We start from the raw sequence: 24,332 nt of genomic DNA, 5'->3' as shown, positions 1-24,332 counted from the left end.
CCGTTAGATCGTTCGACGTTATACGATCTCGGGAGCCTGTTCGGTTCGCTTTTGCGATTGCTTATCCCGAAGTTTCGTATGCGATCCGATTACGCCACCGTCGAGATCGACCCCTTCCACGACACTCGCTTCATCGAGGACGCTGTTTCGAACAGATGCGTCCGTGATGGTCGTCCCCGGAAAGATGACAGCCCGCTCGATCGTCGCATCGACAACTTCTGCACCTTCCATAATGAGAACGTTCTCTCCGATTTGGCTGTTCTTGATTCGTGCAGAAGAAGCGATTGAGGAGCTACCCTCGAGATGGTGGCAGATTGCATCGAGGTACGACCCCGGCGTTCCGATGTCGAACCATGCACCATCGAACGAGAAGGCGTGAACTGGTTTGCGAGCCTGAAGCCATTGGAGGAACCAGCCGGGCTCGTCCGAATTGTTACCGTTCTCAAGGTACGTCTCGAGGAGGTCGAGTGCCTCGGCGGGGAAGCCGTAGCAGGCGATCGAGATCAGCGAACTCTCTGGGTCGTCGGGTTTCTCCTCGAAGTCGACGACGCGGCCGTCTTCCACGTCGACGACCCCATACTGGGTGGCGTTTTCCGGCGTGCCGACGTCGTAGGCGGCGATCGTCGGCGTGCCGTGAGACTCGAAATGATCGATGAAATCCCCGACATCGAAGCTAATATAGTTGTCACCCGCGATGATCAGCGTGTCCTCGGAGAGTCCCTCCCGTTCGACCAGCTGGGCAAGCGCACCGACGACACCGAGTTTCTCGTTTTCGTGAGTCGTCTCTTCGACCGAAAGGGTGGGTTTCTTGTATGGACGGTCGGTAAGATGGGATTCGAACTCATCGACAAAGGCCGTGTTCGTCGAGACGTAGACGTCCTGGATTCGGTCGTCGGCCTCAAGTTCTTCGAAGATCCGGTCAATCACCGTGGTGCCGTCGATCGGGAGAAACATCTTCGGCCGGCGTCTCGTGATCGGCCAGAGTCGGGTTGCGTATCCGCCAGCGAGAACGATAGCATCCATACCCCAGACATGATATTTAACCCAGATAAACTTTCTTGATTAACCGATCTATCTAGCCAGTGAGACACCGGAAAACACATACAGTAGCTATAGAATCTGTGGTGTATGCATCTAGAAGACTGTCGTCTCCTCGTGACCGGTGGTGCGGGACTTGTTGGATCTGAACTGACTCACCAGCTCGTCGAACATAACGATGTCGTCGTCGTCGATGACCTCTCGAACGGAGTTCACGAATCCGTCCCCGAAACCGCCGAATTCGTTCAAGGAGATCTTTCGAAACGAGAAACACTCGAGCACGTCGTTACAGAAGACCTCGATGCAGTGTTCCACTGTGCAGCAGCCGATAAATACGTCAACAGTGACGATCCACGGGCGCAGTTCGATGCGAACGTCGGGATGACCCAATCGCTTCTCGCTCGAATGGACGAAGTGGACGTCGACAAGATCGCGTTCACGTCATCCTCGACGGTGTACGGGGAAGCTCCGCGGCCGACGCCAGAAGATTACGCGCCCCTCGAGCCGATTAGCACCTATGGGGCCGCGAAACTCGCGGAGGAATCGATTCTATCAGTCTACGCTCATTCTCACGGCTTTACCGTCTGGAACTTCCGGTTCGCAAATGTTGTTGGTCCGCGGTTTGGGGCTGGTGTGATTCCCGATTTCGTGGAGAAACTCGACGAGAATCCTGAAGTGTTGACGATCCTCGGTAATGGCCGACAGGCAAAGTCCTATATGCACGTCGAGGAGTGTGTGGAAGCGATTCGGTACGTTCTCGAACGTGCTTCTGAATCCAGCGGGCCGATGCACACCTACAACCTGGGAACAGAGACGACAACGTCTGTCGATCGTATTGCCGATATAGTGAGCGAAGAGATGGTGCTCGATCCTCACTACGAATACACTGGTGGTGATCGGGGATGGACAGGCGACATTCCAAAAATGAGGTTGTCCATCGAGAAACTGGGTGCACTTGGTTGGAAGCCATCGCTCAGTAGTGATGACTCCGTTCGACGAGTCGCTAAAGCGCTGGTCAACATCCGTCTTTAGTTAAGCGAGAACCGCATGACAGCGGCGGCTTATCGAGGCTACTTTTCGGAAGGAATGAGGAGGTCTCGAGTGTGCACAACGAAACCTCCTCACCTCGGATTATGCGTCGGCTCACTACACTGTTTCCCTCTGAGTTCCTCGAAGAGCACGCCGAGAAACTCAGCGTGGTCGAACGTGACCGCAAGCTCCAGATCCTTGCCTTCGTCTGGGCATTCGTGTTCGGCTTCGCCGGAGTCGAAAGCCGAACACTCGCCGGCTTCAGACGATCTTACAACTATACTGCCGATGAGACGATTTCACCGGGAGGGTTCTATCAGCGGTTGACGCCGACGTTCGCGGAGTACCTCCGCGACCTCGTCGAGACCGTGCTCGACGAGGTCGCTGTTCCTGACGCTGTTGACGTTGATATCGACCGATTTAGAGATGTGAGATCGCTGATGGAACGGTGTTACGGTTACACGAATTTCTCACAGATCAGTTCGAAGCCCGCCACGAGGAGCAGGCTGGAGCGAGAGTGGTCTGCGTCACTTCTGAATCGTGGCTACGCCGGTACGCTATTCGGATCCGACGACTCGAGCGAACGCTTCCGAAACGAGTATTCAAACCAAACCCCGATTACTCAAGCTCCACCTGCTCCACAATGCACCGAGCAGACGATTGGACGGATCGACGTTACCGACGAGAAAGCACACGACAGCACCCTGTTCAAGACAGGATCATGGCTTGAAAAACGCCTCGTGTTGTTCGACCTAGTGTTCTGTCAATCGTCAATTGATGGATAGAGTCGATAGAGTTTGGTGCGAGCGTCTTCAGTCGTGAATTGCCACTCAATTTGAGAACTCTTCTCGTTTCGATCACTTACCCATGCAGCGACCTCCGAACGGAGTGTCGCTGCATCCGGAATTCGGCGATCAAGGCATTGACGGGTGAGAACGATGATCTCTATTTCAGCCATGTTGAGCCAGCTTCCGTGAACCGGAGTGAAGTGAAACTCGAGCCGTTCGAGTATCCGCCGGGCTTCAGCCGGCGGATACGTCTCGTACAGTGCTCCTGGTCGGTGTGTGTTCAAATTATCTAAGACAACGCGAATAATCTCCACATCAGGATACTGTTCGACCAGTGCGTGCATCGCGTTCGCCCAGTCTTGTTTTGTGCGGCGGTTGGTGACGGTTATCTCCCGCCAGCCAACAAGCGGTTCAGAGTATACGAAGAGGTTGCGTGTTCCGTTGCGTTTGTAAGTATAGTCGTAGCGGGCGTCCCTGCCCGGTTTCGCGGGCAGGGACGCCTTCCCATCACCACGAAGGTGAACAGGACATTCATCAAAACAGACGACAGGACGGAAAGGATCGTACGGTTCGTGGTAGAGATCAAGAATGTCCTCCATTCGTGCGACGAAATCAGCGTTGTTCTCGGGTGGAATCACCCAGTGGCTCGATTTCCACGGTTTCAGGTCGTTTTTTTAGAACCTGCCGAACCGTCTCGTGGGAGATCGACTCAACGTCGATCTCCTCGAGTTTAACGAGTTCGTCGGCGAGAAGCCGAAGCGTCCATCGAGAGTGCCCCATGGGTGGTTGGCTGCACGCCAATGCAACGAGTCGGGCTTCTGCAGCACCGTTAGTTTGCGTTCATAGACACGATCGGGCTTGCGGCGATCCACCGCCGCAAGCCCTTCTTCGAAGAAGCGCCTCCGTGTGCGCTGGACGGTAGCGGGGCTACAGTCCAGCGCCTCGCTGATCTGTGGATCTGACCAGCCGTCGTCGGCCCTCAGCAAGATCCGTGCTCGGGTGAGCTTTCGCACTCTCTCCTCTCCTGCTGAGAGGAGAGTCTTCAACTCGGCGCGCTCTTCCTCGCTGAGATCAACGATATACTTCTTCCGTGTCATGATTCTCCCTGGATAACTGCATCATAGACGACGGCTAGAATAATAGCCTTAGAGGATGGGGTTTGACAGAACACTAGGTTGCGCGCGTAGGTCTTGAGGCGAGTCGCTCGACACGCTCATCCCCGTCAAGGAGCACATCGGCGACTTCATGCTGATCCTCGGCGACAAAACCTTCCAGGCAAAGCATGAGGAGTCGTCCGCCGGCAGGCTGATAGGGATCAGCAGATTAGTTCATAGTTTTTCTCGTCGTGTGGTTTTCTCAGTAGGCTGTTTTCCTCGTGAGAACTTCCGAATATCCACGCTGATTCCTATGAGAAGCGCGCGGACGCCGTATACCTCGTCGAGGAAGTACCGTGGGACGAAGCGCCGCGCTACGGCGTCTGTGACACCAACAAGTTCGGCGAGAGCACGGACGTTGTCAAGAAGTCCGGTGACCCGCCATCAAACCTCGTGATGACCGGCTTCTACACATTCACACCGGTGATCTACCACGCCTGCACCTCATCCAACCGAGCGATCACGGCGAGTACGAACTCAGCGAGGTGATTGACTCGTTGATCCAAGTAGGCGGACGATCGACACGATCGGTCTGAATGGATGATGGATCGGCGTTGGTTATCCCAGGAACCGTAATCAAACTACAGAGCGACTACAAAAACAAAGGCGTTCATAACAGTCAATTGAACGGGCTGCTTGGTATACGCATTCAATATAATTATTAAGTGAAGCTATCTGGCTACCATATCCGAATATCGTGATTGAACACGTTTATAATAGTAAGATGATAATATTGATTGATGACTAAACGAGATGTTATTTGGATCACTTTGGAAAGTCTTAGGCAAGACCATGTCTCTGTAGGGGAGGCTCCTCGGGAGACAACGCCAAATCTGTCTAAGATTGCTAATGAAGGAGATTGGTCTCCATATTGTCACTCACACGCAATCTGGACCCGTCCCGCCAGTGCATCAATTCTTACTGGCTTACCCCCATCAGCGCACCAAACATGGGATTCTGATTCAGCTTTGCCCAATGAAATAGAGACCATCCCTGAAGCTTTTCGTGAAGCAGGTTACCAAACAGCAGGCATATCTCCAGTGGCACAATTCAGTCCTCAGACAGGACTTGACCGTGGATTTGATCATTTCCATTACTTATCAAAATCAAACTTAACCAAGGAAGTCGGTTTCAAGGGTCTTATCCGTTGGGCCTCCAATTTCCGGAATCACTCTGGTGGATTCACTCTCGATACTAATCAACAATGTACAGGCTATCCAATCAATATTATTGCTAAAGATCATATCAAAGAAAAGGCCAAAGACGATGATCCGCTGTTTTTGTATCTTCATCATGGAGATACACATTTTGCATACGTTCCCCCACTTGCTTGGCGGGACTATTTTGATGACGAACTGCCGTTTGAGATAGATGATGCTATTGACCTTAGTTTAGATATGGCCATCAATCTGCATGAAAAAATATCGGAATCGGATATGTATACTACTGAAGAATGGAAAGCTCTCCGTGTAATGTACGACACTTGTGTGGCATATGTTGATCACTTGGTTGGAGAACTTGTTGAGTACGCCCATCAAATGCTAGATAATCCAATCATAGTTATAACCGCAGACCATGGGGAATACTTCGGGGAGAAAGGATTACTATCACATGTAATTGATATAAACAATCCTGTGACAAATGTTCCGCTAATTGTGAATGGCCTCAATGAGCCGTTGGGTGATTCACTTGTACAGCCTGCAGACCTGATGCAGATACTCTGTTCAGAATGTGGGGTAGATCATTCCGTACCAATCGGGTTAGACATTCGAAAACAACCACGGGAAATAGCAATAACTCAAGAAGGAGGTACTCATATTGAATCACTCCTAAATGAGATTACAAGCTATAATTCAAATTTTCCAGATAGTCAATTCCATAGGGAAGACCTTACGAGTCTGAGAACTAAAGAGTGGAAGTTCCAGGTATCGGATGAAACAACCGAATTATATTCACTCCCAGATGAAGACACTGATGTATCTACTTCTAACCCAGAGGTCATAAAGGAATTAGAAGAAGAATACGAGGATTGGATGATGGAGTATGGAAAGCCAATTGGTAATCAACAAACTGCTGAATTTAACATTGAAATGAAAGATCAACTTCGAGATTTAGGTTATCTCCAGTGAAAAACCGAGAGTATATACCATAGTAATCGTATATATAATGGTATGAATGTAAGTCTGGAAAAAGTCATCCAGACACAACTCCCAGCAATAGGTATCTTTTCTATTGGATTAGTTGGAATGATTATTTCCACTAAAATAACAAATCCATATACAATTGTCCTTTCCCCTGCAATTACCCTAGCAGCAGTAGTTTATTTTATATCTTCTGACCGTCCTGAATTATCTATTTCTATTAGAATTCCTGTACGTCTTGTAATAACTTGCCTGTTTTTGCTTATTGCAGTATCAATAGTACTCTTTCAAGATGCAGGCTACACACGAACAACAGCGATCCATGGCAGTATTATAGCCCTGTATGGTGTCGTCCTCTTGTTGTTTCTAAGCGATTCATCAGATATTATAAGCCTGGGAGGGTTATGTATAGTTGGTATACTCCACCGAGTACAGATATATTATTCAAGTGCCATTCAAATTGGAATTGACTCACTCTATCATAATCGAGTAGCCGGAGAGATTGCTTCAGCCGGCACACTTGCTCCACTTGCCCCATCACAGTATTGGTTTGCCCCATTTTACCATATATTGACAGCAACGGGGAGCCATATTCTCAATCTCCCGATCAGAGCTACTGCATTTGTTATAAGCGGTGTTGCTTTAGTACTCGTGCCAACAGTTCTCGTTTATTCAATTACTGTTCGCTATTGGTCTAGCCAGGTTGGATTGCTTGCTGGGTTTTTATACAGCATCTCAGATTATACAATCTCTTGGTCGGTCATGCCGGTCTCAACGACTCTGGGAACTATCTTCTTTACTATGACAATCTACTCTTTCCTTCAATTTACGCAAACTAACTCAGATCGATTTTTGATGCTGGTGATCAGTTCTGTGATCGCACTTATGTTTTCACATCAGATATCGTTTTTTATTACATTTGTTACTATATTCGTATTTTACATATCATACTTGGCTATTACGGACTATTCACCTATCCGAACCAGCTATGTCACATTAATAGTAGGATGCCTAATCATTTTGGATTGGCTGGTAACACGATTCGGTATTAACAGTGATCTGTCCTTCCTACAAACTCTAGTTATACGTTTTGTTGCAAATATACAGAATGCAGGTTCAAGGAGCGCTGTTCTCCCTGATTTCGAAAATGCTGTTCTTGGAGGGTCAAATGCACTTACAATAGAACATACAATCGGGGTTGGATTGCTCACTGGCCTGGGGATACTTGGCGGGTTGACGTGGCTAAGGGCTAATACTCGACGATCGTTGATGATCGCGATTCCATTAGGAATGGCATTGGGAACGCTTTTCGCGTTTTCATTTGGAGGGCCAATAGTCGGACTAAATTTCTTGATTCCACGTAGATGGTTTATATTCATCTATATTATTCTCAGTATTTTTGCGGCGGTGGGCGTATATGCTGCTATATCTACAGTTCCACGTGTATTCCCAGAGTACATCAAAACTGGTTTATTCATTATAGGTGTTCTTACAGTAGTTGTTTTCATGTCATTCAACTTTATGGGGGCTCTTGATGACCCCGTTTTTGATGCTCCAGGCGCAGAACGATATGCAATGACAAGTGCAGAGAATCATGCATATACATCTGCGATCGAATATCAAGGTGATAGAACAATCGTTGGAGATAATCTAGCAGTACGGATTATTGATCGACACTATGATGATAAAGCAGAAATATATACGTACTATCCTGATGGGGGGGAATTGAATCCGAATATTGATCGTATTTATATCCATAGATCATATGTGACTACGGACAGTAATGCTTATTATATGAGATATGATAGCCGCACATTTGGAGTGCACGGACCGCTGCCGAAACCAGCTGGAGATGTGGTCTATAATAATGACGAAGCCAAATTAATCACAAGTAACTAGTACGAGAATTTATCAGAATATCTAAAAATTCCCCATAAACAACAGGTTCAACCAATAAGAATACAGGTAGTTTCAATAACCTATTCGAGATAACCAAGTGCGGCTAGCTGATCTTCTGTTTCTCCATCAATACTCACTGAATCTCCTGTCTTGAAGCGTTTAGGAAGGTGGGTCATATACTCTTGACTGTTGAAGTCATCAACCACCGACTGGGATTCACGATCTATGAGATAGCTTTCTTCAGTTGATGGAATATAAATGAACTGGTCTTTCTCTGAAATAACTGCTAGTTGATTATGACCATAAGCAGTCTCTTCGCTGAGAAATCGTCTATCCGATACTGTTGGCTCAATCCAACTTTCACCGTCAAATTGATAATCCAATTCGTTATTATATCCTAACATTTCCAAAACTGTTGGAACTATATCAATGGTTGAATTCTGAGTCTCAGATGATTCGGGTATGTTTCCTAAAGTATAGATAGGAACATCTGTTACCGGAGGAACAAGTGCATGACCATGTCCAACTCCGTATTGGTCTCTTGGATCATTAAATGATGATTTTTCGAACTTGGTCCATTCCCAGTGTTCTTCCCCATGGTCACTTGTAACGATAATCAATGTGTCCTTCAATTCTCTTCGGGAATCTAACCAATTTACGAAAGATTCAATAGAAGAGTCAATGGCTCTAAGAAGGTTATCATATGCTCGGAATCGATTTTCACGATATTCTCTAAAATCAGAACTATCTATGTCTCCATCGACATAGTCAAAGTTACCAAGGGAAAGTGGGCCATTGAACCATTGTTTATCTGGTTCATGAAGCGGAGTGTGCAGATCAGCGAGCTGGAGATATGCAAATCGTCCATTCGCAAAAGTATTCTTTTCCCACCAATCTTTCACATATTCAAACATTTGGTTGCAATCCGAGTCATTTTTAATTATTGTGGACCCAAATCGGCCATGAAGTGGTATTTGTGCAGTAGTGATACCTGTTGTGAATGCTGTTCGATAACCTGCAGTCTCTAAGAGTTCTGGAAGTGTATAAACATCAGAACGGACTGAACTTAATGAATCATCTGATAAATAATTACGGTAATCAACATCAAATACTGCACCATGATTATGCGGATACAATCCAGTTAGTAAAGAAGGAACTGAACTGTATGTCCAAGATGATGCACTGACACCCTCAGAATAGTTTGCCGATGAATTTAAAAATGGGGTTGTTTCTCGGTCATTATGTCTCGAAATGCGATCATTTCTCAAGCAGTCAACCGTTATAAATACAATGTCTTTTGACTCTAAATTTATCTCTGGTACTTTTGAAATTCGCTTATTATGATCTACGTTATTTTTAATGTTTTTATATTGATTTCTCGTTTTTTGATAACACCATTCAGCATATGGTTTTAGAAAACTAGGTGTCACAGTATTCATCATTCTAATATCCCATCTCATGTAGAAACAACATCGGTTTGAGGGGTTCTAATTGTTTCGTTTAGTGAGAGGTCCAACATATAGGTCGTGTCTCAAACTCGTCTAGAGCAATAACTGACTCCTGTGAAAGGGGGTCACCTTTGGTACCTACCCGAGGTGCCCCATGCACGCCGAAATCAACGTGCGGTTCGCAGTTAGCATCGCCCAAGACAAAACACTACCGACGACGATCCTACCTACTTCCGTCCACTCGAAGATCTCATCGAATTCGACGGCTAGCGCATCTATCAAGAAGACATCTCGCTTCAGATTGCTGAACTCGCCACCTCGCTCAGCGATCGTGATGCCGTCGCCCACGGCGACGGCTTCACGTCCATGCCCTCGATTACGGCAATCAACCGCCGAGTCCGTGAGTACGACAGTAAGCTCGGTGACTTCGTTCGTGATCGGCTCCCTGGGACGAACGCAATGAGATGAATTGTATGACACCCTCAGCTAAATTACTGCTTCTTTTATTTGTTCCAGCTTTATTAATCCAGTTGGAATCACTATTACTGTCCAGATAGTCGCGCCGAATAATACAGCCGAAACTAATACTGGGATTTCTGCAGTTAGGTCGAAGAAGGTCAAGATTGATAGGGCCATCATTAGAGAGATTATTACTGCAGAAACTGAGTATTTAATCATCATCGAGGTATTTATATTTAGTTCCTTATGAATTATAAACACATTCCCAAATGTATATATAGAATAAGTGATAACTGTGGCTATCGCAGCTCCAACAACACCCATAATTGGAATTAATACGATATTCAGCAAAACGTTCAATACCGCGGTTACTCCCTTAATTATCGCCCGTTCACGTGCTCTACCTAGGAAATCTAATCCATCGCTTGTTAATGTAGTAATTGATTTTAAGACGACAAATATGGCTAAAATTTGTATGACAGGTGCAGCACCTTGATACTCATCTCCAAATAGCACTGTGATTCCGGGTTCTGCTAAGAGAATTACGCCTGTAGCAGCTGGGATATATAATAATAATCCCTGAGAGATTGCTGTTTCGTAAATACGAGCTGCCGTTTCAGTATTTCCTTTTGCTCTTTGAGAACTGTATGCTGGAGAGAGCGTAAATCCAAGTGCTGCCATAGGAGTTTCAATAAATTGAACAATCTGTTTTCCAAGTGTATAAAAAGCAACTCCAGCAGGTCCTACAAAGATACCTATGAGTATCCTGTCTACTTGATGATCAAGACTATGCGCGGACTGGGTAATGGCAAGTGGAAGTGAATACTTAGCTATTTTATGACGGAGTCCGTCTTCTATATTAGAACTGCTAATACCACTATAAAAATGAAAGTATAAATATAATATTCCAATGAAGGATACTATAGTATAACTTATAATATATCCTATTAATGCACCAAGAGCACCATAGCCAAGAACTGCTAAGCCTATTGCAAATAGTGCTCGTCCTGATTTATTCATGGCATCAAGGAAAGAGGCAGTTTGTATATGTTCCAAACCTTGCAGTGAGAGACGAACATAAGTGAATAAGGTAGCAAAGAGAATAAATCCAGAGCCAAAAAATAGGAACTCAGATAGATCATTATTTCCTATTATTCCAGCAATTCGACTATTAAAGCTCATTAGTATTAAAACCACTACTGTTATTACTAGTAAATTCATAAGAAGAGATTCGCGTAAAATGTGAGGTATTTGGCTAGGGTCTTTTTCTTTATATTCCGAAAGATATCGGCTAGCTGACTTAGGAATTCCAAATGAACTAAAAAGTTTAGCCACAGTAAAAATTGAAATTGCAAGAAACAACAAACCGTACGAATCTGGATCAAGTACGCGTGCAAGAAGAACAGTTAAAATAGTTCCTGCTACGAGCCCAACGATCTCAGATAGGAATGCCGTTTTGAAACGGTCTCCTAGTTGAGAAGCTAATCCCATACAGAGAGACCTCAATCGACTAGGCTTTATTAATTATCGATTCTTATTTTCATAGTATACATGCGTAATTAAATAGCCTACGGATCACACGAAATCCGCAACCAGTATCATATGTTATTTTCTGTATTTCATACATCTGTTACATATTCTATGAATATATTCCTAATTCAACGTTTATTTCTATTGTTTTGATTACTATACGGAATCAATTTCTCCTGTTTATCTATTAGGCGATCTTCAAGTGTTCCTTCTTTATCAAAAAAGTAAATATCTAGTGGAAAGAGATTGACGGTTGCGGAGAATCTGACTAGAAGAGCGCCAAACACGGCCTTAATACCGTTTGTAATTCCTGGTTTTCTGATAACAATAACATCTAGATCCGATCCAGGTTGCCATTCATTACGATTATCGTTGAGACTTCCAGTAACATAAATAGTTTTCACCCAGCTACGCTCTGTGAGATTATCCAAAAGATTGGTTGCATACGCGTCAAATTCATCCCATTCCGTATAGAACGAGAGATTCATTGATCTAAGCGCAGAAACGGCATGAGAATTTAGCAAGAAGTTCAGACTGTGACCGAGTAATAAGGCAGTTACAGTCCGATCTAGTCTGCGAGAGAATACGAAGGCAAAAACAGCAGTACAGCCGAGTTTGAACGCACGCTCAAAAGTATCCATCCGACGAGTCCCTTGGAAGACCCAATGGCTTGTGAGTTTGATACTTCCCCGCAATGGCATCGGAAGACGGTCACTCCTGACTAACTCGTGGTATAGTTTTTTATGAATTTCCATGATTTCCTTCAAATATATTTACAACATCTTCTCTTGCGTCCTCTATTGGCTGTGATGTATCGACCACATCAATTCGATCCTTCTCAAAGAGGCGTCTATAAACTTTTGTTCGGAGTTCCAAGAAAGGGTCAGGTGCAACATCAGGACGACGTGCTGCGATCGTCTCTGGATCACAGTCGAGACCGATAATCGTCGCTTGAGAAGGGACTAACTCCCAGAACTGGTCCGCAGTAGAGTTCTCTAAGAGCGAAATATCCTTCGTGGCGACAACGAGATCGACTAATCCGTCCAGAATGAATCGGTCACAAATGAGCGCGTCGGCATCATCAGGGACGGATTCGAACTTCTGTTTCACCATCAGGCGTTGGTCAATAGGAAGTACCTTTTGATAGGTGGCGGCCAAGAGGCTCAAATCCTCGAAGTGATGTGCGCGGAGCGTATTCCCGTTTTTATCACGATACTCGGGCGTTTTCCCTAGTAGTCGTCCGAGTCCTAAGACCGGGAGTGAAAGACGATGGTTGAATCTCATCCACTCCGTGTGGGTTCTCAGGCCTCTTGATTCGAAAAATTGGGAAGCGTGTTCCGCGTGCGTCGTCGTTCCCACTCCATCAGACCCAAGGAAGCCGACGATCTCGAGGTCGGGAGGAAGAGTAGGTACGGATGGTTTTAGTACGTTCATTCGAGAGAAATGTATTTTTCTACGTACTTATACAAACCGATGGCTAGAGCAAATGCTCCTACTATGCTCTTCGATTCTTTTCATCATTGTTTCGATATTTCCTCCTCCAACTGGCCTACTGCGGCATCCCAGGTCGGAAGATGAGCAGTTAACTGATCCTCAGTAGTGGTATGGCCGCCGCTTAGATGACGTCCGATTGCTGCAACAAGCTCTTCAACGCTGCCCGAACTTACAGTTAGAGTAGCCGACGGAGCGAGCTCACGAGCGCCGGCGATATCGGTTGTGATAACTGGACAGCCAAGCCCGAGTCCTTCGATGATCGAAACCGGAACCGTCGACTGCACTATGCGGTACGGAAGCACGGCTGCCGTCGCACCGCAGATGTACGTTTTCAGCTCATGTGGTGTCAGATATGCGTCTGTGATAAGGATTGCCCCCTGGTGGCCGCGTCGTACAAGATCCCCCTTGATCTCCTCGAGGAGGTCGCGATCGTCGTCGTCATCGATACGCGCGAGCATGACGCCGGTCACGTCGTGGCCGGCCTCCCGCAGCATCAACACAGCCTCGACGAAATCCTGGGCGCCGCGAATCGGCCTTGGCGGCCCGAAATTCACGACGTAGTCTCCGTCCGGCGGTGACGGAATCTCGTCGCGAAACTCCTCGTCAGATAATTTCGTAAGAATACCACTATCAAGTCCGTGAGGGACGTGCAATGCCTTCTCTCGAGGGTATCCCCACAAAGATACCTTGTCGACGATCGTTGTTGTCGGTGCGACGGTGAAATCGAAATTCGACCGCAAAAAGTACGAGAACCATGCTTGCGGCACACAAGAACTCGCAACGAGTGATGCATATGATGGGAGTTTCGAGAAGTCTTGACGGGAAAGCTGCGAAGCAATGTCCCGTGGCGAATAGAGTGGTCCTGGCACAACTGCAACCATCGTGTCTGCAATCTTCGGTACACGCTGGGTCAGATAGAGGGATGCAATCGGTGCGAGTGACCACAAGCAGACGTCGGGATCGAAAGCTCTCGCAGCCTCAGCAATAGCGGCTGGATCACGGACTGATTCGACGAATTGAAACTTCGTAGATATCGTCTTGGAACTCTCCGCCGATTGTGGTCCATCACCGATGACGGACACGTTGTGATCGCGCTCGCTGAGTTGATCGGCGAGACCTTGGAGATACGCCCACGGTTGTCGGCTGATGCGATCCGGGGCATGTCCTGGTGAAATGATGAGTATATTAGCCATCGATAGTCACTTATTGTGGAACAAGGGTGGGTTCTGTTGATTGATCCCAGAGGGATTTGTACACTTGGAATACCCGATCAGAGATTTGTTCCCAAGTGAACTGCTCCGAGTACTCTAGGATTGCGTCGCGGTCCCAGTCGGTCTGAAGACCAGTTTGTAGGATATCGATCAGGGCCTCTTCTGAATTCGGTGGACAGTGTAGTCCATACTCGTCGGACGTGATAATTTCATCAACGCCGCCGACGTTCGTGCCGACGTACGGCTTCCCACATCCTAACGCTTCAAACATGACCGTCGGATTGCCCTCTGACGAACTTGCGAGAGCGAAGATATCACATGCGTTCATCCAGGCAGCTAACTCTTCATCAGAGATGTAGCCGAGAATTCGGATATCCACATCCTCGCCCACCTCCTGGGCTAACTGCTCGACTTCTTCGCGTTGTTCACCTCGCCCTGCAATCGCACAGATGAGGTCATTGTCTGTCTCGAGTTGGGAGACAGCTCTGATCAACGCCTTCGGTCGCTTACGAGGAATGAGAGTTCCCAGCGAGAAGATGATCGACGCATTGTGCGGCAGATCAAGCTCGCCCCTCGCTTCTTCCGCCTCAAGCAATGGGAATCGATCGCGATCGTACCCGTTCGGGATCGAGTAGACGGTATCGTTAAACGAAGACAGCCGTTCACAGTCTCGTTCGTTCACGCGAATGATTGCATCGGAGTTTCGAAGCGTCCACTCTAGGTCGCTGTTGTCCCAGGCAAGTTCTTCGTTGAGCCGATCAACGTCTTCGTGGATCGTTAGAACGCTGGGGATGTCGTATTCCTCACCCAGTTTGGCCCCTGCGTACCCAGCAGTCCAGGCGAAATGAGAGTGAACGAGATCGAAATCAACCGGATTCTTCGCGACCTGCCGTCGAACGGCGGCGTAGTGATGTTTCCCGAGATACCGATACCAGGTGTCGATCGGAAGGTAGGTTAAGGGAGTCGTATGAACAGTGACGTTCTCGGGCGTGGAATCCACAACCTTATCGTGCGTTCCATACTGTTTCAGTGTCTCCGTCTCGATGATCTTGTTCAGATCAGTGAGCCGATTGTAGCGTACATAAACGTGTATTTCGTTCACCCGCTCGGCCAATTCGTCGACCTGTTCTTTCGTAAAGTGGCTGTACCGGTGAGCGATCACCAGTACGTTTTTGTCTTTCATGCTGTCGCGATCGTCGATCGACTGTTGAATTCTGTTGGTCATTCTATGTTATTCTCTTGGCGTCCGCTAGAGTTCTTCGATGCTGCCGAGATGCTGTCCGTCTTTGTCGAATGATCGGTGCTGAGATGCCGAGATATGCGTTCCACGATGTAATTTGATGTATCGATCTTATCTTCTAGAAGTCGCTGTCGCTGCGTTTCCCAGTATTGGTCGTCTTTTTCCAGAATCGTTTCTACCTCATTGAGGAGATACTGTTCTTCGTTCGGGGTGAGATTGACGACAAGATCATATTCGTGCTCGAGTTCCTCAAGGTATCCCAACTGAAGGGACGAGATGAAGACTGCTGGCGTTCCTAACATAGCGCATTCGGAGGCCATTGTCGAACTTTCTCCGACGAAGAGATCCGCTTCGGACATGAGATGGTGGATCTCATCGACCGGTAGATCAACTTCGAGGTGTGCGTACTGGCCGGGGATCTCACCTTCAGATGAGATGAAGACCTCCATTCCGCTATCCTCGAGATAGTCGATCACCGTCCCAATCTCGGAGAGACCGCTATTACCTCGGTCGTGAAATGCTTCCCACGAAACGAGTCGCAACAGAGCGATCGACACGTCGTCGTCGTCGATCTCGAACTGTTGTCGAATCGACGGATCTGGTTCGAATCGATCTGGATGCAGATATGCTAATTCATGATAGCCCGAGTATTGGAAGTGATTCGCTCCGAGATCAAGCCAGTAACAGTCCGGCGTGTAGACTTCATCTGCGAAGTTGTAGATGAGGTGTCGTCGATCGAGAGCGCTATCAACCACGTGTTCCGTGTCGGTAAACACGAGACTCGTGGAGTCCAAGACGGATGAGATATGGCTGATTGCAATCCCGCCGTCAGCACACATTACATCGGGTTGAATCTCCATCGCCCGGCGAAAGAGCTTGTACTCATAGATCAACTGCGTCTTGACCGTACCTACGATTCCCGGCGTGCTGGTGGTGAGAACTTCGTGCTTGATGTCATATCGATTCAGCAGTTCAATATTGACGTCTTTTTCTCGGACAAATACGTGCACCTCGTGTTGCTCCGATAGCTGCTGGATTGCATTTCGGAAGAGATGAACGTCCGCTGGATGTTGAATCGTGAATAATACGTCACTCATTGACGACCTCGTAATATGTCTCAGTCGTTTTTTCGACAGTTTCCGCCCACGAGTACTTCTCTTGGACGACCTCCCGGCCCGTGTTACCCAGCGTAGAGCGTAACTGATCGTCTTCGATCAGTTGACGAACAGAGTCGTAGATACCACTCGGGGTGCCATCACAGAGTATACCTCCTTTTTTAAATATCTCTGCGTCAATCTCCTGAATATTCGGCATAATAGCAGGGGTTTTACATGCCCACGCTTCCATCACTACGCGCGGGATTGCAGCCTCCGTTTTTGTTGGTAAGACTAACAGATCGCTTTGTCTATAGACGTCTGGCATTTCGTCGTACGAGAGCTCACCCGTGAACGTGACCATCTCTTGGATGTTCTTCTCATTACATAGTGTTTTTAAGTCTGGGAGCATCGGTCCATCCCCAACGATTTTTAGTTGGTAGTTTGGATATTCATCGACAAGTTTTCCAAATCCACGAATAAGGGCGTCCGGCCTTTTTCCATTTTTCAGTCTACCTACGAAGAGTATCTGCTGGGTCTCATCCTCCTCGTTCTCCGGGGCGAAGATCTCACAGTTGATTCCATTACTGATAATCTCGATAGGCGATCCAATGTTATGTTCTCGAAGAATGTTCTTCGCACGTGGTGTGTAACAGAAGATTCGATCCGCTGAATTGAGTGTCGCTTTTCCAATAGTCCTATTGTACACTTTTTGAATGCTTGTCGAAGCCGTTTGAGAGTAGAATCCATGATTCGTGATCACCAAATTGGAATCGGTGATCTTCGATATCAAGGCTGATAGATTTGTAGAGAAATAGAGGTGTGAATGAGCATGGATTATATCAAAATCATTCGCTCTTTCATAGAGTGATTTAATAACTCCGGGGAAAATTGAGTTGTCAATCAGTCGTGCGACCTCCTTATGACGGACGAGTGTATATCCATCTCGGTGCTCGGTTCGGGGCAAAGACCGATCACCGTTGTCGGTTGTCAAGACAGTCACGTCATGCCCCATTTCGGATTGCCGCCGAGACATTTCGTGGACGTGAATTCCCACCCCACCAACGACCTCTGGATAGGTACTCTGTACGACTCTGAGAATCCGAAGGTTTTCTGTAGTCATAAATTAAATTCTATTAATTTGATTTATTCACGGACCTGCACCTCCCGGCTCTCGTTCGCCTGCATATCGAACAGCATCGCGAACATCACGAACATGCTCCCAACTGAGAACAGGAGCAGGCTCGCAGACGCCCGTATGAACAGCGGGTCACCTAACGCAAACTTCGCGTACAGCGACCACAAGCTACCGGCAATCCCCAGTCCAGTCGTCGCAGCACCGAACAGGTAGAACAACGCCAGTGGATGGAAGTCGAGCACGAGGTACTTCACCTTCAGCCGCCAGAAGAAATTCCGCAACAACATCCCAGACACCTTCCGGATATACGTCGTGTAGTCGATTGACGACTCCTCGTCGCCGTAAACGGCCGGCATCGCGACGTCGGCCACGCGCATCCCCTTGGCGTTCAGTTTCACCAAGAGATCGTTGCAGTAGCCATAGTACTCGTACATATTTTCAATACCCACGTTCGCCAGCGCATAGTGAGAGATTGCCGTATACCCATTCTGGGGATCCATCGTTTTCCAATACCCCGACGCGATCTTCGTCAGGAAGGTGAGGATCGAGTTTCCGAAGAAACGGAACGGCGGCATATTCGACCGGAACTCCTTATACAGCAATCGGTTTCCTTTCGCGTAATCGGCCTCGTCTTCGACAATCGGATCCATCAGCCTCGGCAGCTGAGACAAATCCATTTGACCGTCGCCGTCGACGGTCGGGACAATATCGACTTTGTCCTTGAGTGCGGCCAAATAGCCTGTCTTAATCGCACCACCGGCACCAAGGTTCTCGCGGTGCTGGATCGGAACCACACGCCCGATCGAGTCCTCAACGATGGCTCGCCGCTCGAGCATCGTTTGTCCACCGTCTGCGACGATCTCTGCTTCTCGTTTTTCACCACTGTCGTCGAGTCCGCCTGTGTACTCGAGTTCCAACCCATCAGCATCCTCTCGAGCAGCTTCATGGATCTCATCCCACGTATCGTCAGTAGAGCAGTCATCGATGAGGTACATCCGGTCAACGTAGTCGGGCATCTCCCGGATCACGTCACCGACGAACCCTTTTTCGTTGTATGCTGGAATGACGACACCAACGCTATGTTCCCGATACATTACAGTTTCTTGTACGTAAATTCATTCTCGAGCGCTTCCTTTTCAAACGTTCCATCGACGTCAACCATGACTGGGTTGGACCGCATATCGTACGTCAGATCACCAAAATTGAGTCCGTGGAACTGGCTGTGTGGGGTCCCGATGATGAGTCCGTCGAACCCTTCGACGTCGAGTTCCTCCTGAACCTCAATCCCAAACTCGTCTCGCATGAGTTCATCATCGGCATGGGGGTCGAACCCAACGACATCGATATCGAACTCGTGCAGCGTGTCGATCACGCCGTCGATCGCGGAGGTTCGGATGTCGTCGACATCAGGCTTGTACGTCAACCCAAGCACGAGCACGCGACTGTTTCCGAGCACCTTCTCGCTCTCGTTGAGCGCCTTGATCGTCATATCGGCAACGTGGGTCGGAACGTACTCGTTGACCTCGCGAGCTTTCTGGATCAGTTCCGGCGAAAAGCCCTGCTGTTCGGTCTCGTAGATCAGATAGAACGGGTCCACAGGAATACAGTGCCCTCCGACGAGTCCGGGGCGGTAGTCGTGGAAGTTCCACTTTGTCCCGGCAGCCTCGAGAACCGACTCCGTATCCAGACCCAGGTGGTCGCAGGCGACAGCGAGCTCATTGACCAGCGCAATATTCAGGTCTCGCTGCGTGTTCTCGACACATTTTGCGGCCTCTGCGGTCTCCATCGTTGGTGCTCGATGCACCCCCGCGTCAACGATGCTCTCGTACAACGCAGCGACTTCCTCGAGCGTTTCATCAGTAAGCCCACTGACAATCTTGACGACGTTCCGGAGGCCATGTTCATCGTCGCCTGGCACCATTCGCTCGGGAGAGTAGCCGACGCCGAAGTCCTCACCGGCGTCTAATCCGGACGTTTCCTCGAGTGCAGGAACGAACACTTCCCGGGTCGCACCCGGGTAGACCGTCGACTCGAGGACAACAGTCGTATCCTCCTCAAGGTGCTCACCGATCGTCCGCCCAGCACTCTCGACGAGGCCGAGGTCGGGTTTCTCGAGATCATCGACGGGCGTTGGAACTGCCACGATCACATATTCGGCCTGTTCGATAGCACTCGAATCCGTTGTGAAGTCGATTTCACAGGCTGCGATTTGTTCATTGCCGACGTCACCAGTTGGGTCTGTGCCGGCTTCGAGGACGTCGACTTTGTTTTGATCGACGTCGTAACCCCATACCTGATGGCCTTCGTCGTCGAGTTCGTACGCGAGTGGAAGGCCGACGTAGCCAAGTCCGACAATGCAGACCGTGGCCGCTTCGACCTTCCCTTTCGGGTCAGTATAGACGTGCTTGCTCATGTGTAGTGATGAACTCGCTCTACCGGAACGGTCGTGGTGGGAGTTTCACAGGACAACCCACGGATTGTTGTCGGACAGACACCAATCGAGACGGACGACAGTATGGATACTCGAACCTGCATAAATCCTCAAATCAAACCTCCCTACTGGAGACCTTGAGTCTGCATCGTCTGCGTATCCAATCTGTGTCTCACCCATAGTCCGGCGTCTCGACCGCTGCTGTCTAGAGAACCGTTCTTGGTATTGAGCGAATATCTCAGTCAAAGAATAGTATAAATAGCGAACATAAATAATTACTGGATATTGACTCGAGTGTGAGTGTCTATCACAATAAGAATATGCATTGATATCTCTTCAAGAATTCCAAGGGCCGGGAAAGCATCACAGAACATTTTTTCCTTGGCCAAGCCGACTATATTACTGTCAGCTAGAGCAGATCTTCGATCACCGCTTGATCCACTGGATACGCCGGTGTCCATCTGCCACCCATCTAATCCAATCAAATCGATCATACACCTAGACTGGATCAGCAGGTCAATTGCTTCGCAGTCACCGCGACTCGAGAGCGGGATACAACCGCGCGAAAGTGACGTGTAGTGCTGCGCTCGTGTTTCTCAGTTCTGGCACCTTCCTCGCCAACGGTACGATCACCGAACCGATCATCGTCACCGCCCTCCGACTCGAGGACACCACCTTCGCGGACGTGGCCTTTCCGCTCACGATTATCGTCCTCAGTGTACTCGATCTCTACGCGCTCTCGAGTCGTGACGCCGGTCAAGCAGCCACCCCTGTTCTTCCCTGATCGTCCCGTCCGTGCCGATCATCCAGGTAATGATTGGACAGCAATTATCGAGGATCAGCGCTGTGGTGGCGTCGGACCCGTGGACATCGCTCACGCCGAGAATGCGGTCCGCACGCCCGAGCTATCAGACCACGCGGTCAAGGTTCCTGTTCGAATGGATGACGTTCAGTTCGAGGGCGGCCTCCGAGTCGCGATCGACCTCAAGCAAGCCGGTGGCCGGCCGAACCTCTTCGATAGCTGGCGCTACATTCCCGGTCGGGTTCACGTGGACCGTCAACCTCGATCGAGCGTTCTGCTCGTCGCCGTTGAGGGCTGCTGTCACCTCATAAGTCCCCGCCGTGTCGAAGGTGTAGCGCCAGTACTCGACTCCTTGATAGCTGTAGTAAGCGGTGTACCAGGGCCCAGTGATGGCTCTCATATGGGTCGTCGACAAACCAGTGGTGCGTCGGCGGGGACGTCGAACGGGACCGCTGTGCCTGGCTGCACAGTGATCTCGCGGGCAGACGTTGTCTGCGCGACGACTAGTCATCGGCGGCGAGCACGTCGACCGTGCGTTCAGCTGCAGCGGTCGCGGTTTCGAACCGTCACAGCATCGGTTTACACAACGAACTGAAACACGCAAAGGTATAGACGGTCTCGTCCGGTATCTGGTACGAGACGAATGCAAAGAATACACATGGAATCAGGAAGCTTGCTATACGTCACTGATCCACGCATCAGCTCCAACGGTGTCGAAGTCCGTGACAGTGAAGACAAAGCGATGACGGGCAGTAACTGGCTGCTGGGGACCAATACCGGCATCACCCAACGCGGCAGCACCAGTACCGGACTCGAGTGAGAGCGACAATGAGTACGTTCATCCATCTCATCGCGGACTACGGGAACACCGATCCCGCCTTCTCAGAGGTCGTCCATCGACTGAAGGCGGAAGATCCGGATAATCACGTCCAAACGACCGCAGTTCCACCGCTGTCAACGGTTGCAACGGGATTCTGGATCGAACAGTTCGGACTCCATAATCCCGTATTCGAGGACCTCCTTATTTATTCGAATACAGCTCCCAGAACCGAAGAAGCTGCGCCACAACGGGCTGATGAAGGCGGAAAACTCTGTTATCTCATGCTGGAGAGCGGTGTACCTGTCGTCGCAGTCGACGCAGGCTACAACCTCTCGTTCATCAGGGACAACATCAAGGAGTTCCGGGTGATCGACACGCCGGAAACCGGCACACAGTTTCGGTCTCGAGACACCTTTCCGAAACGGGTCGCTGAACTCGCGAACGGCAACCAGGACGCTCTCGGTGCGACGCGATCAATCGAAGAGGTGCCGCCAAAGCCGACAATGGTGGTCTGTCACGTTGATGGCTACGGCAACATCAAAACCTCTCTCAGCGTGTCTGAATTCGAGCCGGACAGCGACGAAGTCACGGTCGAACTCAATAGCACAGCGACAGCGGTCACTGTCAGCGACGGCGTTTCCGGGGTCGAGGAAGGAGCAATTGGACTAATTCCAGGCTCGGCAGGCGGGGATGACCCATATATGGAACTCTTCTTGCGTGGGGGCTCAGCGGCAGCAGAATTCGATCAGCCTCAGCCAGGGGCTGAAATCACACTCCGGTAGCGAGTCCTTCTGGATCCACAGGAGACGGCATTGTCAGCATCGCTTCGAGTCCTGAATGTGCTCTTGACAGAATATAAGAGTCACCAACAGTTCCTCGTCGTCGACCGTCTCACAGTAGCGTTCATCGAGCGTTGCGATTGCACCACGACCTCCTGCTTGATGAGGGCGTGCCAGACATCGCTCCTGCTATGACGCAGGCAATTCTGTCGCTGGCATCATAAACCGAACTTCCAACAGCCAAGGTCCGTTCCTCTTGGAACCGTTGACCGAGACGATTAGTTGATATCAGTTCCACATTCGGCGCAAAAGTCCGGCTGCCACGGCACTGTTATCTTGATTTCCTGCACGGTGTCACAGGTTGGACAGTACGACCGAGTCTCCCTGTTCTTTCCTATCCTCGTCCCACAAGTTGGACAGTACACTCGAGTCTCCGTGTGCTCCCCCATTGTCCCCCTCCATTGACATCTATATGGCAATTATTATAAAAGTTATCCAAATAAGAAATTCAGAATATACTATTAGAATAGTTGTAGCTGATTTCCAGATTCAGCTGTCCTCGTTCACGTACTGTGACATCCTCCTCGTCGTTCCCGCCGGTGTCAGTCGATGATGTATTCGACGATCTGCTCAGACCCACACACCGGGCAGATTGTGACTGATGACGATACTCCTGTTCCACACTGGCGGCACTCACGGACAACGGTCGTATTGCAATCCCGAGAGAGTACCGACGTAATGAGTTCTTTCATCACAAATCCTGAACGCAGATAATGGCAGACATGTATAAATAATCTTACTACTCTTCCAGCAATTGAGAACCGGTAATCACCGAATTGATCTGGGTACAGCGGCCAGCGCGCTAGTCTTCGGTGGACAGGGTTTCAATCTGAAGGGCGTCCTGAATAGCGTCTCGAAACGACGGGAACTGCTCTACCTGGTCTTGGACTGTCTGCTGTGTCTTTTCGACGTCCTCGACTGTCGCTTCGAGTTGATGGAGTTTGCCTTCGACGGCCTCGTGTCGGCTCTCGACGGTAGCTTCGAGCTGGTGGATATCTGCGTCAACAGCCACCTGGAGACTCTCGAACATCGACTCGAGTTGGTCAGTCCGATCCTCGAGGGCGTCAAGTCGTGTGTCCAGAGAGGTTTGTTCGTCGCGAACACACTCGAGTTGCTCGTGAATGGCGTGCAGTTCGCCCAGCACCTCGGTGAGCACGTCCTTCCCAGTCCCGTACACCTGCCATGTCGGACGATCGTCTGACTGACGTTTTTGAGGGAGATCGTGGACACACCTGCTATGCAGATGCTCTCGATCGTCGACCACCTCGAACACCAACCGACTGACCCCCGGAGGCGATAGTCCATGTCCACACGATCCGCAACGAGACGCCCGACCCTCCGCGCGCGTCTCAAAATATGGCCGGCGTACCTCTTGGCCGTCTGCTTCCCGGGCACTGGACACATTTACGCTCGAGAGTGGAAACGCGGCCTCAGCTGGGCTGCAATGTGTAGTGCGGCGCTCGTCTTTCTCAGCACCGGCACGCTCCTCACCAACGGTGCGGTCACCGAACCAATCATCATCACCGCTCTCCGACTCGAGCACACCACCTTTGCGGACGTGGCCTTTCCGCTCACGATCATCGTCCTCAGCGTACTCGATCTCTACGCGCTCTCGAGGTGTGACGCTGGGCCATATTAGTATGTCCACGTCGCCCAAGTCGCCAACTGGAGATCACATCTCTCCCACCACCGCAACCGAGAAATAGCAAACGCGACTGTCGCGTCCGATTCGGACACCTCCTTAAGGCGATATCATCGTGTAGTATCATTGCCATTC

General features: G+C 49.3%; 19 protein-coding genes and 5 pseudogenes. 10 read left to right on the top strand and 14 right to left on the bottom strand.

Annotated elements, in window-relative coordinates; translation table 11 throughout:
• Positions 1 to 18: 18 nt before the first annotated feature.
• A complete protein-coding gene (locus GCU68_RS06995) occupies positions 19 to 1,023 on the bottom strand; it encodes a sugar phosphate nucleotidyltransferase (protein ID WP_152940176.1) in 1,005 nt (334 codons plus the stop codon).
• A 105-nt stretch (positions 1,024 to 1,128) separates the two neighbouring features.
• Between GCU68_RS06995 and GCU68_RS06990 the strand changes: the two genes are divergently transcribed.
• The 3 genes and pseudogenes from GCU68_RS06990 to GCU68_RS06980 all read left to right on the top strand — a co-directional run.
• Positions 1,129 to 2,070, top strand: coding sequence for an NAD-dependent epimerase/dehydratase family protein (locus tag GCU68_RS06990; RefSeq protein WP_152940175.1), 942 nt, complete (start codon positions 1,129 to 1,131; stop codon positions 2,068 to 2,070).
• 101 nt (positions 2,071 to 2,171) lie between these two features.
• Positions 2,172 to 2,587, top strand: a pseudogene (locus tag GCU68_RS06985) (IS4 family transposase); the annotation flags it as partial.
• A 104-nt stretch (positions 2,588 to 2,691) separates the two neighbouring features.
• Positions 2,692 to 2,828 (top strand): annotated as a pseudogene (locus tag GCU68_RS06980) (IS4 family transposase); the annotation flags it as partial.
• A gap of 2 nt (positions 2,829 to 2,830) precedes the next feature.
• Here the strand turns inward: GCU68_RS06980 and GCU68_RS06975 are convergent.
• A pseudogene (locus GCU68_RS06975) lies at positions 2,831 to 3,952 on the bottom strand (IS630 family transposase).
• A 312-nt stretch (positions 3,953 to 4,264) separates the two neighbouring features.
• Here GCU68_RS06975 and GCU68_RS21590 point away from each other — a divergent pair.
• From GCU68_RS21590 to GCU68_RS06960, 3 genes and pseudogenes are all read left to right on the top strand, one after another.
• Positions 4,265 to 4,625: pseudogene (locus GCU68_RS21590) on the top strand (sugar phosphate nucleotidyltransferase); the annotation flags it as partial.
• Positions 4,626 to 4,749: 124 nt separating this feature from the next.
• On the top strand, positions 4,750 to 6,138 hold the full coding sequence (locus GCU68_RS06965; RefSeq protein ID WP_152940173.1) for a sulfatase: 1,389 nt from the start codon (positions 4,750 to 4,752) through the stop codon (positions 6,136 to 6,138).
• A gap of 42 nt (positions 6,139 to 6,180) precedes the next feature.
• Positions 6,181 to 8,049 (top strand): hypothetical protein, encoded by a 1,869-nt coding sequence (locus GCU68_RS06960; RefSeq protein ID WP_152940170.1) that lies wholly within the window; start codon positions 6,181 to 6,183, stop codon positions 8,047 to 8,049.
• 80 nt (positions 8,050 to 8,129) lie between these two features.
• Here GCU68_RS06960 and GCU68_RS06955 read toward each other — a convergent pair whose 3' ends face one another.
• Entirely contained in the window at positions 8,130 to 9,509 is a 1,380-nt protein-coding gene (locus GCU68_RS06955) for a sulfatase-like hydrolase/transferase (RefSeq protein WP_152940168.1), read from the bottom strand.
• Positions 9,510 to 9,707: 198 nt separating this feature from the next.
• On the opposite strand from GCU68_RS06955, the pseudogene GCU68_RS06950 reads away from it, so the two are divergent.
• Positions 9,708 to 9,956: pseudogene (locus GCU68_RS06950) on the top strand (ISH6 family transposase); the annotation flags it as partial.
• A gap of 27 nt (positions 9,957 to 9,983) precedes the next feature.
• Here the strand turns inward: GCU68_RS06950 and GCU68_RS06945 are convergent.
• From GCU68_RS06945 to GCU68_RS06905, 9 genes are all read right to left on the bottom strand, one after another.
• Positions 9,984 to 11,447 carry a flippase gene (locus GCU68_RS06945; protein ID WP_152940166.1) on the bottom strand — a complete coding sequence of 488 codons (1,464 nt, stop codon included), beginning with the start codon at positions 11,445 to 11,447 and terminating at the stop codon, positions 9,984 to 9,986.
• Between the two features lie 167 nt (positions 11,448 to 11,614).
• Positions 11,615 to 12,241 (bottom strand): hypothetical protein, encoded by a 627-nt coding sequence (locus GCU68_RS06940; RefSeq protein WP_161991497.1) that lies wholly within the window; start codon positions 12,239 to 12,241, stop codon positions 11,615 to 11,617.
• Positions 12,228 to 12,920, bottom strand: a complete 693-nt coding sequence (locus GCU68_RS06935) for a hypothetical protein (protein ID WP_152940162.1) — start codon at positions 12,918 to 12,920, stop codon at positions 12,228 to 12,230. The genes GCU68_RS06940 and GCU68_RS06935 overlap by 14 nt, the downstream gene beginning before the upstream one ends.
• Positions 12,921 to 13,003: 83 nt before the next feature.
• Entirely contained in the window at positions 13,004 to 14,173 is a 1,170-nt protein-coding gene (locus GCU68_RS06930; RefSeq protein ID WP_152940160.1) for a glycosyltransferase, read from the bottom strand.
• 10 nt (positions 14,174 to 14,183) lie between these two features.
• Positions 14,184 to 15,416 (bottom strand): glycosyltransferase, encoded by a 1,233-nt coding sequence (locus tag GCU68_RS06925; protein ID WP_152940158.1) that lies wholly within the window; start codon positions 15,414 to 15,416, stop codon positions 14,184 to 14,186.
• The gene (locus GCU68_RS06920) at positions 15,413 to 16,528 is read right to left on the bottom strand and encodes a DUF354 domain-containing protein (protein ID WP_152940156.1); all 1,116 of its coding nucleotides are present in this window, start codon (positions 16,526 to 16,528) and stop codon (positions 15,413 to 15,415) included. Before GCU68_RS06920 ends, GCU68_RS06925 begins: the two co-directional genes overlap by 4 nt.
• Positions 16,521 to 17,540 carry a glycosyltransferase family 4 protein gene (locus tag GCU68_RS06915; protein WP_264373483.1) on the bottom strand — a complete coding sequence of 340 codons (1,020 nt, stop codon included), beginning with the start codon at positions 17,538 to 17,540 and terminating at the stop codon, positions 16,521 to 16,523. The genes GCU68_RS06920 and GCU68_RS06915 overlap by 8 nt, the downstream gene beginning before the upstream one ends.
• Positions 17,541 to 17,671: 131 nt before the next feature.
• Positions 17,672 to 18,757: a glycosyltransferase family 2 protein gene (locus GCU68_RS06910; RefSeq protein WP_152940152.1), complete on the bottom strand. Its 1,086-nt coding sequence runs from the start codon at positions 18,755 to 18,757 to the stop codon at positions 17,672 to 17,674.
• Positions 18,757 to 20,076 (bottom strand): nucleotide sugar dehydrogenase, encoded by a 1,320-nt coding sequence (locus tag GCU68_RS06905; protein WP_152940150.1) that lies wholly within the window; start codon positions 20,074 to 20,076, stop codon positions 18,757 to 18,759. The genes GCU68_RS06910 and GCU68_RS06905 overlap by 1 nt, the downstream gene beginning before the upstream one ends.
• Positions 20,077 to 20,683: 607 nt before the next feature.
• On the opposite strand from GCU68_RS06905, the gene GCU68_RS06900 reads away from it, so the two are divergent.
• Positions 20,684 to 20,878: a hypothetical protein gene (locus GCU68_RS06900; protein ID WP_227014958.1), complete on the top strand. Its 195-nt coding sequence runs from the start codon at positions 20,684 to 20,686 to the stop codon at positions 20,876 to 20,878.
• A gap of 124 nt (positions 20,879 to 21,002) precedes the next feature.
• Here the strand turns inward: GCU68_RS06900 and GCU68_RS06895 are convergent, their stop codons facing one another.
• The gene (locus GCU68_RS06895) at positions 21,003 to 21,296 is read right to left on the bottom strand and encodes a hypothetical protein (RefSeq protein ID WP_152940148.1); all 294 of its coding nucleotides are present in this window, start codon (positions 21,294 to 21,296) and stop codon (positions 21,003 to 21,005) included.
• A gap of 428 nt (positions 21,297 to 21,724) precedes the next feature.
• Here GCU68_RS06895 and GCU68_RS06890 point away from each other — a divergent pair, with 428 nt between their 5' ends.
• Complete coding sequence (locus tag GCU68_RS06890; RefSeq protein ID WP_152940146.1) at positions 21,725 to 22,498, top strand: SAM hydroxide adenosyltransferase; 774 nt, start codon at positions 21,725 to 21,727, stop codon at positions 22,496 to 22,498.
• A gap of 859 nt (positions 22,499 to 23,357) precedes the next feature.
• On the opposite strand, the gene GCU68_RS06885 is transcribed toward GCU68_RS06890, so the two are convergent.
• Complete coding sequence (locus GCU68_RS06885; protein ID WP_152940144.1) at positions 23,358 to 23,732, bottom strand: hypothetical protein; 375 nt, start codon at positions 23,730 to 23,732, stop codon at positions 23,358 to 23,360.
• A gap of 126 nt (positions 23,733 to 23,858) precedes the next feature.
• Between GCU68_RS06885 and GCU68_RS06880 the strand changes: the two genes are divergently transcribed.
• A complete protein-coding gene (locus GCU68_RS06880) occupies positions 23,859 to 24,194 on the top strand; it encodes a hypothetical protein (protein ID WP_152940142.1) in 336 nt (111 codons plus the stop codon).
• Positions 24,195 to 24,332: the final 138 nt, after the last annotated feature.

Source organism: Natronorubrum aibiense (assembly GCF_009392895.1).
GTDB classification, from domain to species: domain Archaea; phylum Halobacteriota; class Halobacteria; order Halobacteriales; family Natrialbaceae; genus Natronorubrum; species Natronorubrum aibiense.
Note: the sequence above shows the minus strand (reverse complement) of the source record. Positions and strands in the feature narration are given on the sequence as shown.

Bases quoted from the DNA above. Each gene is read 5' to 3' on its own strand.
- GCU68_RS06995 (WP_152940176.1), bottom strand. From the start codon at position 1,023: ATGGATGCTATCGTTCTCGCTGGCGGATACGCAACCCGACTCTGGCCG.
- GCU68_RS06990 (WP_152940175.1), top strand. From the start codon at position 1,129: ATGCATCTAGAAGACTGTCGTCTCCTCGTGACCGGTGGTGCGGGACTT.
- GCU68_RS06965 (WP_152940173.1), top strand. From the start codon at position 4,750: ATGACTAAACGAGATGTTATTTGGATCACTTTGGAAAGTCTTAGGCAA.
- GCU68_RS06960 (WP_152940170.1), top strand. From the start codon at position 6,181: ATGAATGTAAGTCTGGAAAAAGTCATCCAGACACAACTCCCAGCAATA.
- GCU68_RS06955 (WP_152940168.1), bottom strand. From the start codon at position 9,509: ATGAGATGGGATATTAGAATGATGAATACTGTGACACCTAGTTTTCTA.
- GCU68_RS06945 (WP_152940166.1), bottom strand. From the start codon at position 11,447: ATGGGATTAGCTTCTCAACTAGGAGACCGTTTCAAAACGGCATTCCTA.
- GCU68_RS06940 (WP_161991497.1), bottom strand. From the start codon at position 12,241: ATGGAAATTCATAAAAAACTATACCACGAGTTAGTCAGGAGTGACCGT.
- GCU68_RS06935 (WP_152940162.1), bottom strand. From the start codon at position 12,920: ATGAACGTACTAAAACCATCCGTACCTACTCTTCCTCCCGACCTCGAG.
- GCU68_RS06930 (WP_152940160.1), bottom strand. From the start codon at position 14,173: ATGGCTAATATACTCATCATTTCACCAGGACATGCCCCGGATCGCATC.
- GCU68_RS06925 (WP_152940158.1), bottom strand. From the start codon at position 15,416: ATGACCAACAGAATTCAACAGTCGATCGACGATCGCGACAGCATGAAA.
- GCU68_RS06920 (WP_152940156.1), bottom strand. From the start codon at position 16,528: ATGAGTGACGTATTATTCACGATTCAACATCCAGCGGACGTTCATCTC.
- GCU68_RS06915 (WP_264373483.1), bottom strand. From the start codon at position 17,540: ATGGGGCATGACGTGACTGTCTTGACAACCGACAACGGTGATCGGTCT.
- GCU68_RS06910 (WP_152940152.1), bottom strand. From the start codon at position 18,757: ATGTATCGGGAACATAGCGTTGGTGTCGTCATTCCAGCATACAACGAA.
- GCU68_RS06905 (WP_152940150.1), bottom strand. From the start codon at position 20,076: ATGAGCAAGCACGTCTATACTGACCCGAAAGGGAAGGTCGAAGCGGCC.
- GCU68_RS06895 (WP_152940148.1), bottom strand. From the start codon at position 21,296: ATGAGAGCCATCACTGGGCCCTGGTACACCGCTTACTACAGCTATCAA.
- GCU68_RS06890 (WP_152940146.1), top strand. From the start codon at position 21,725: ATGAGTACGTTCATCCATCTCATCGCGGACTACGGGAACACCGATCCC.
- GCU68_RS06880 (WP_152940142.1), top strand. From the start codon at position 23,859: ATGTCCACACGATCCGCAACGAGACGCCCGACCCTCCGCGCGCGTCTC.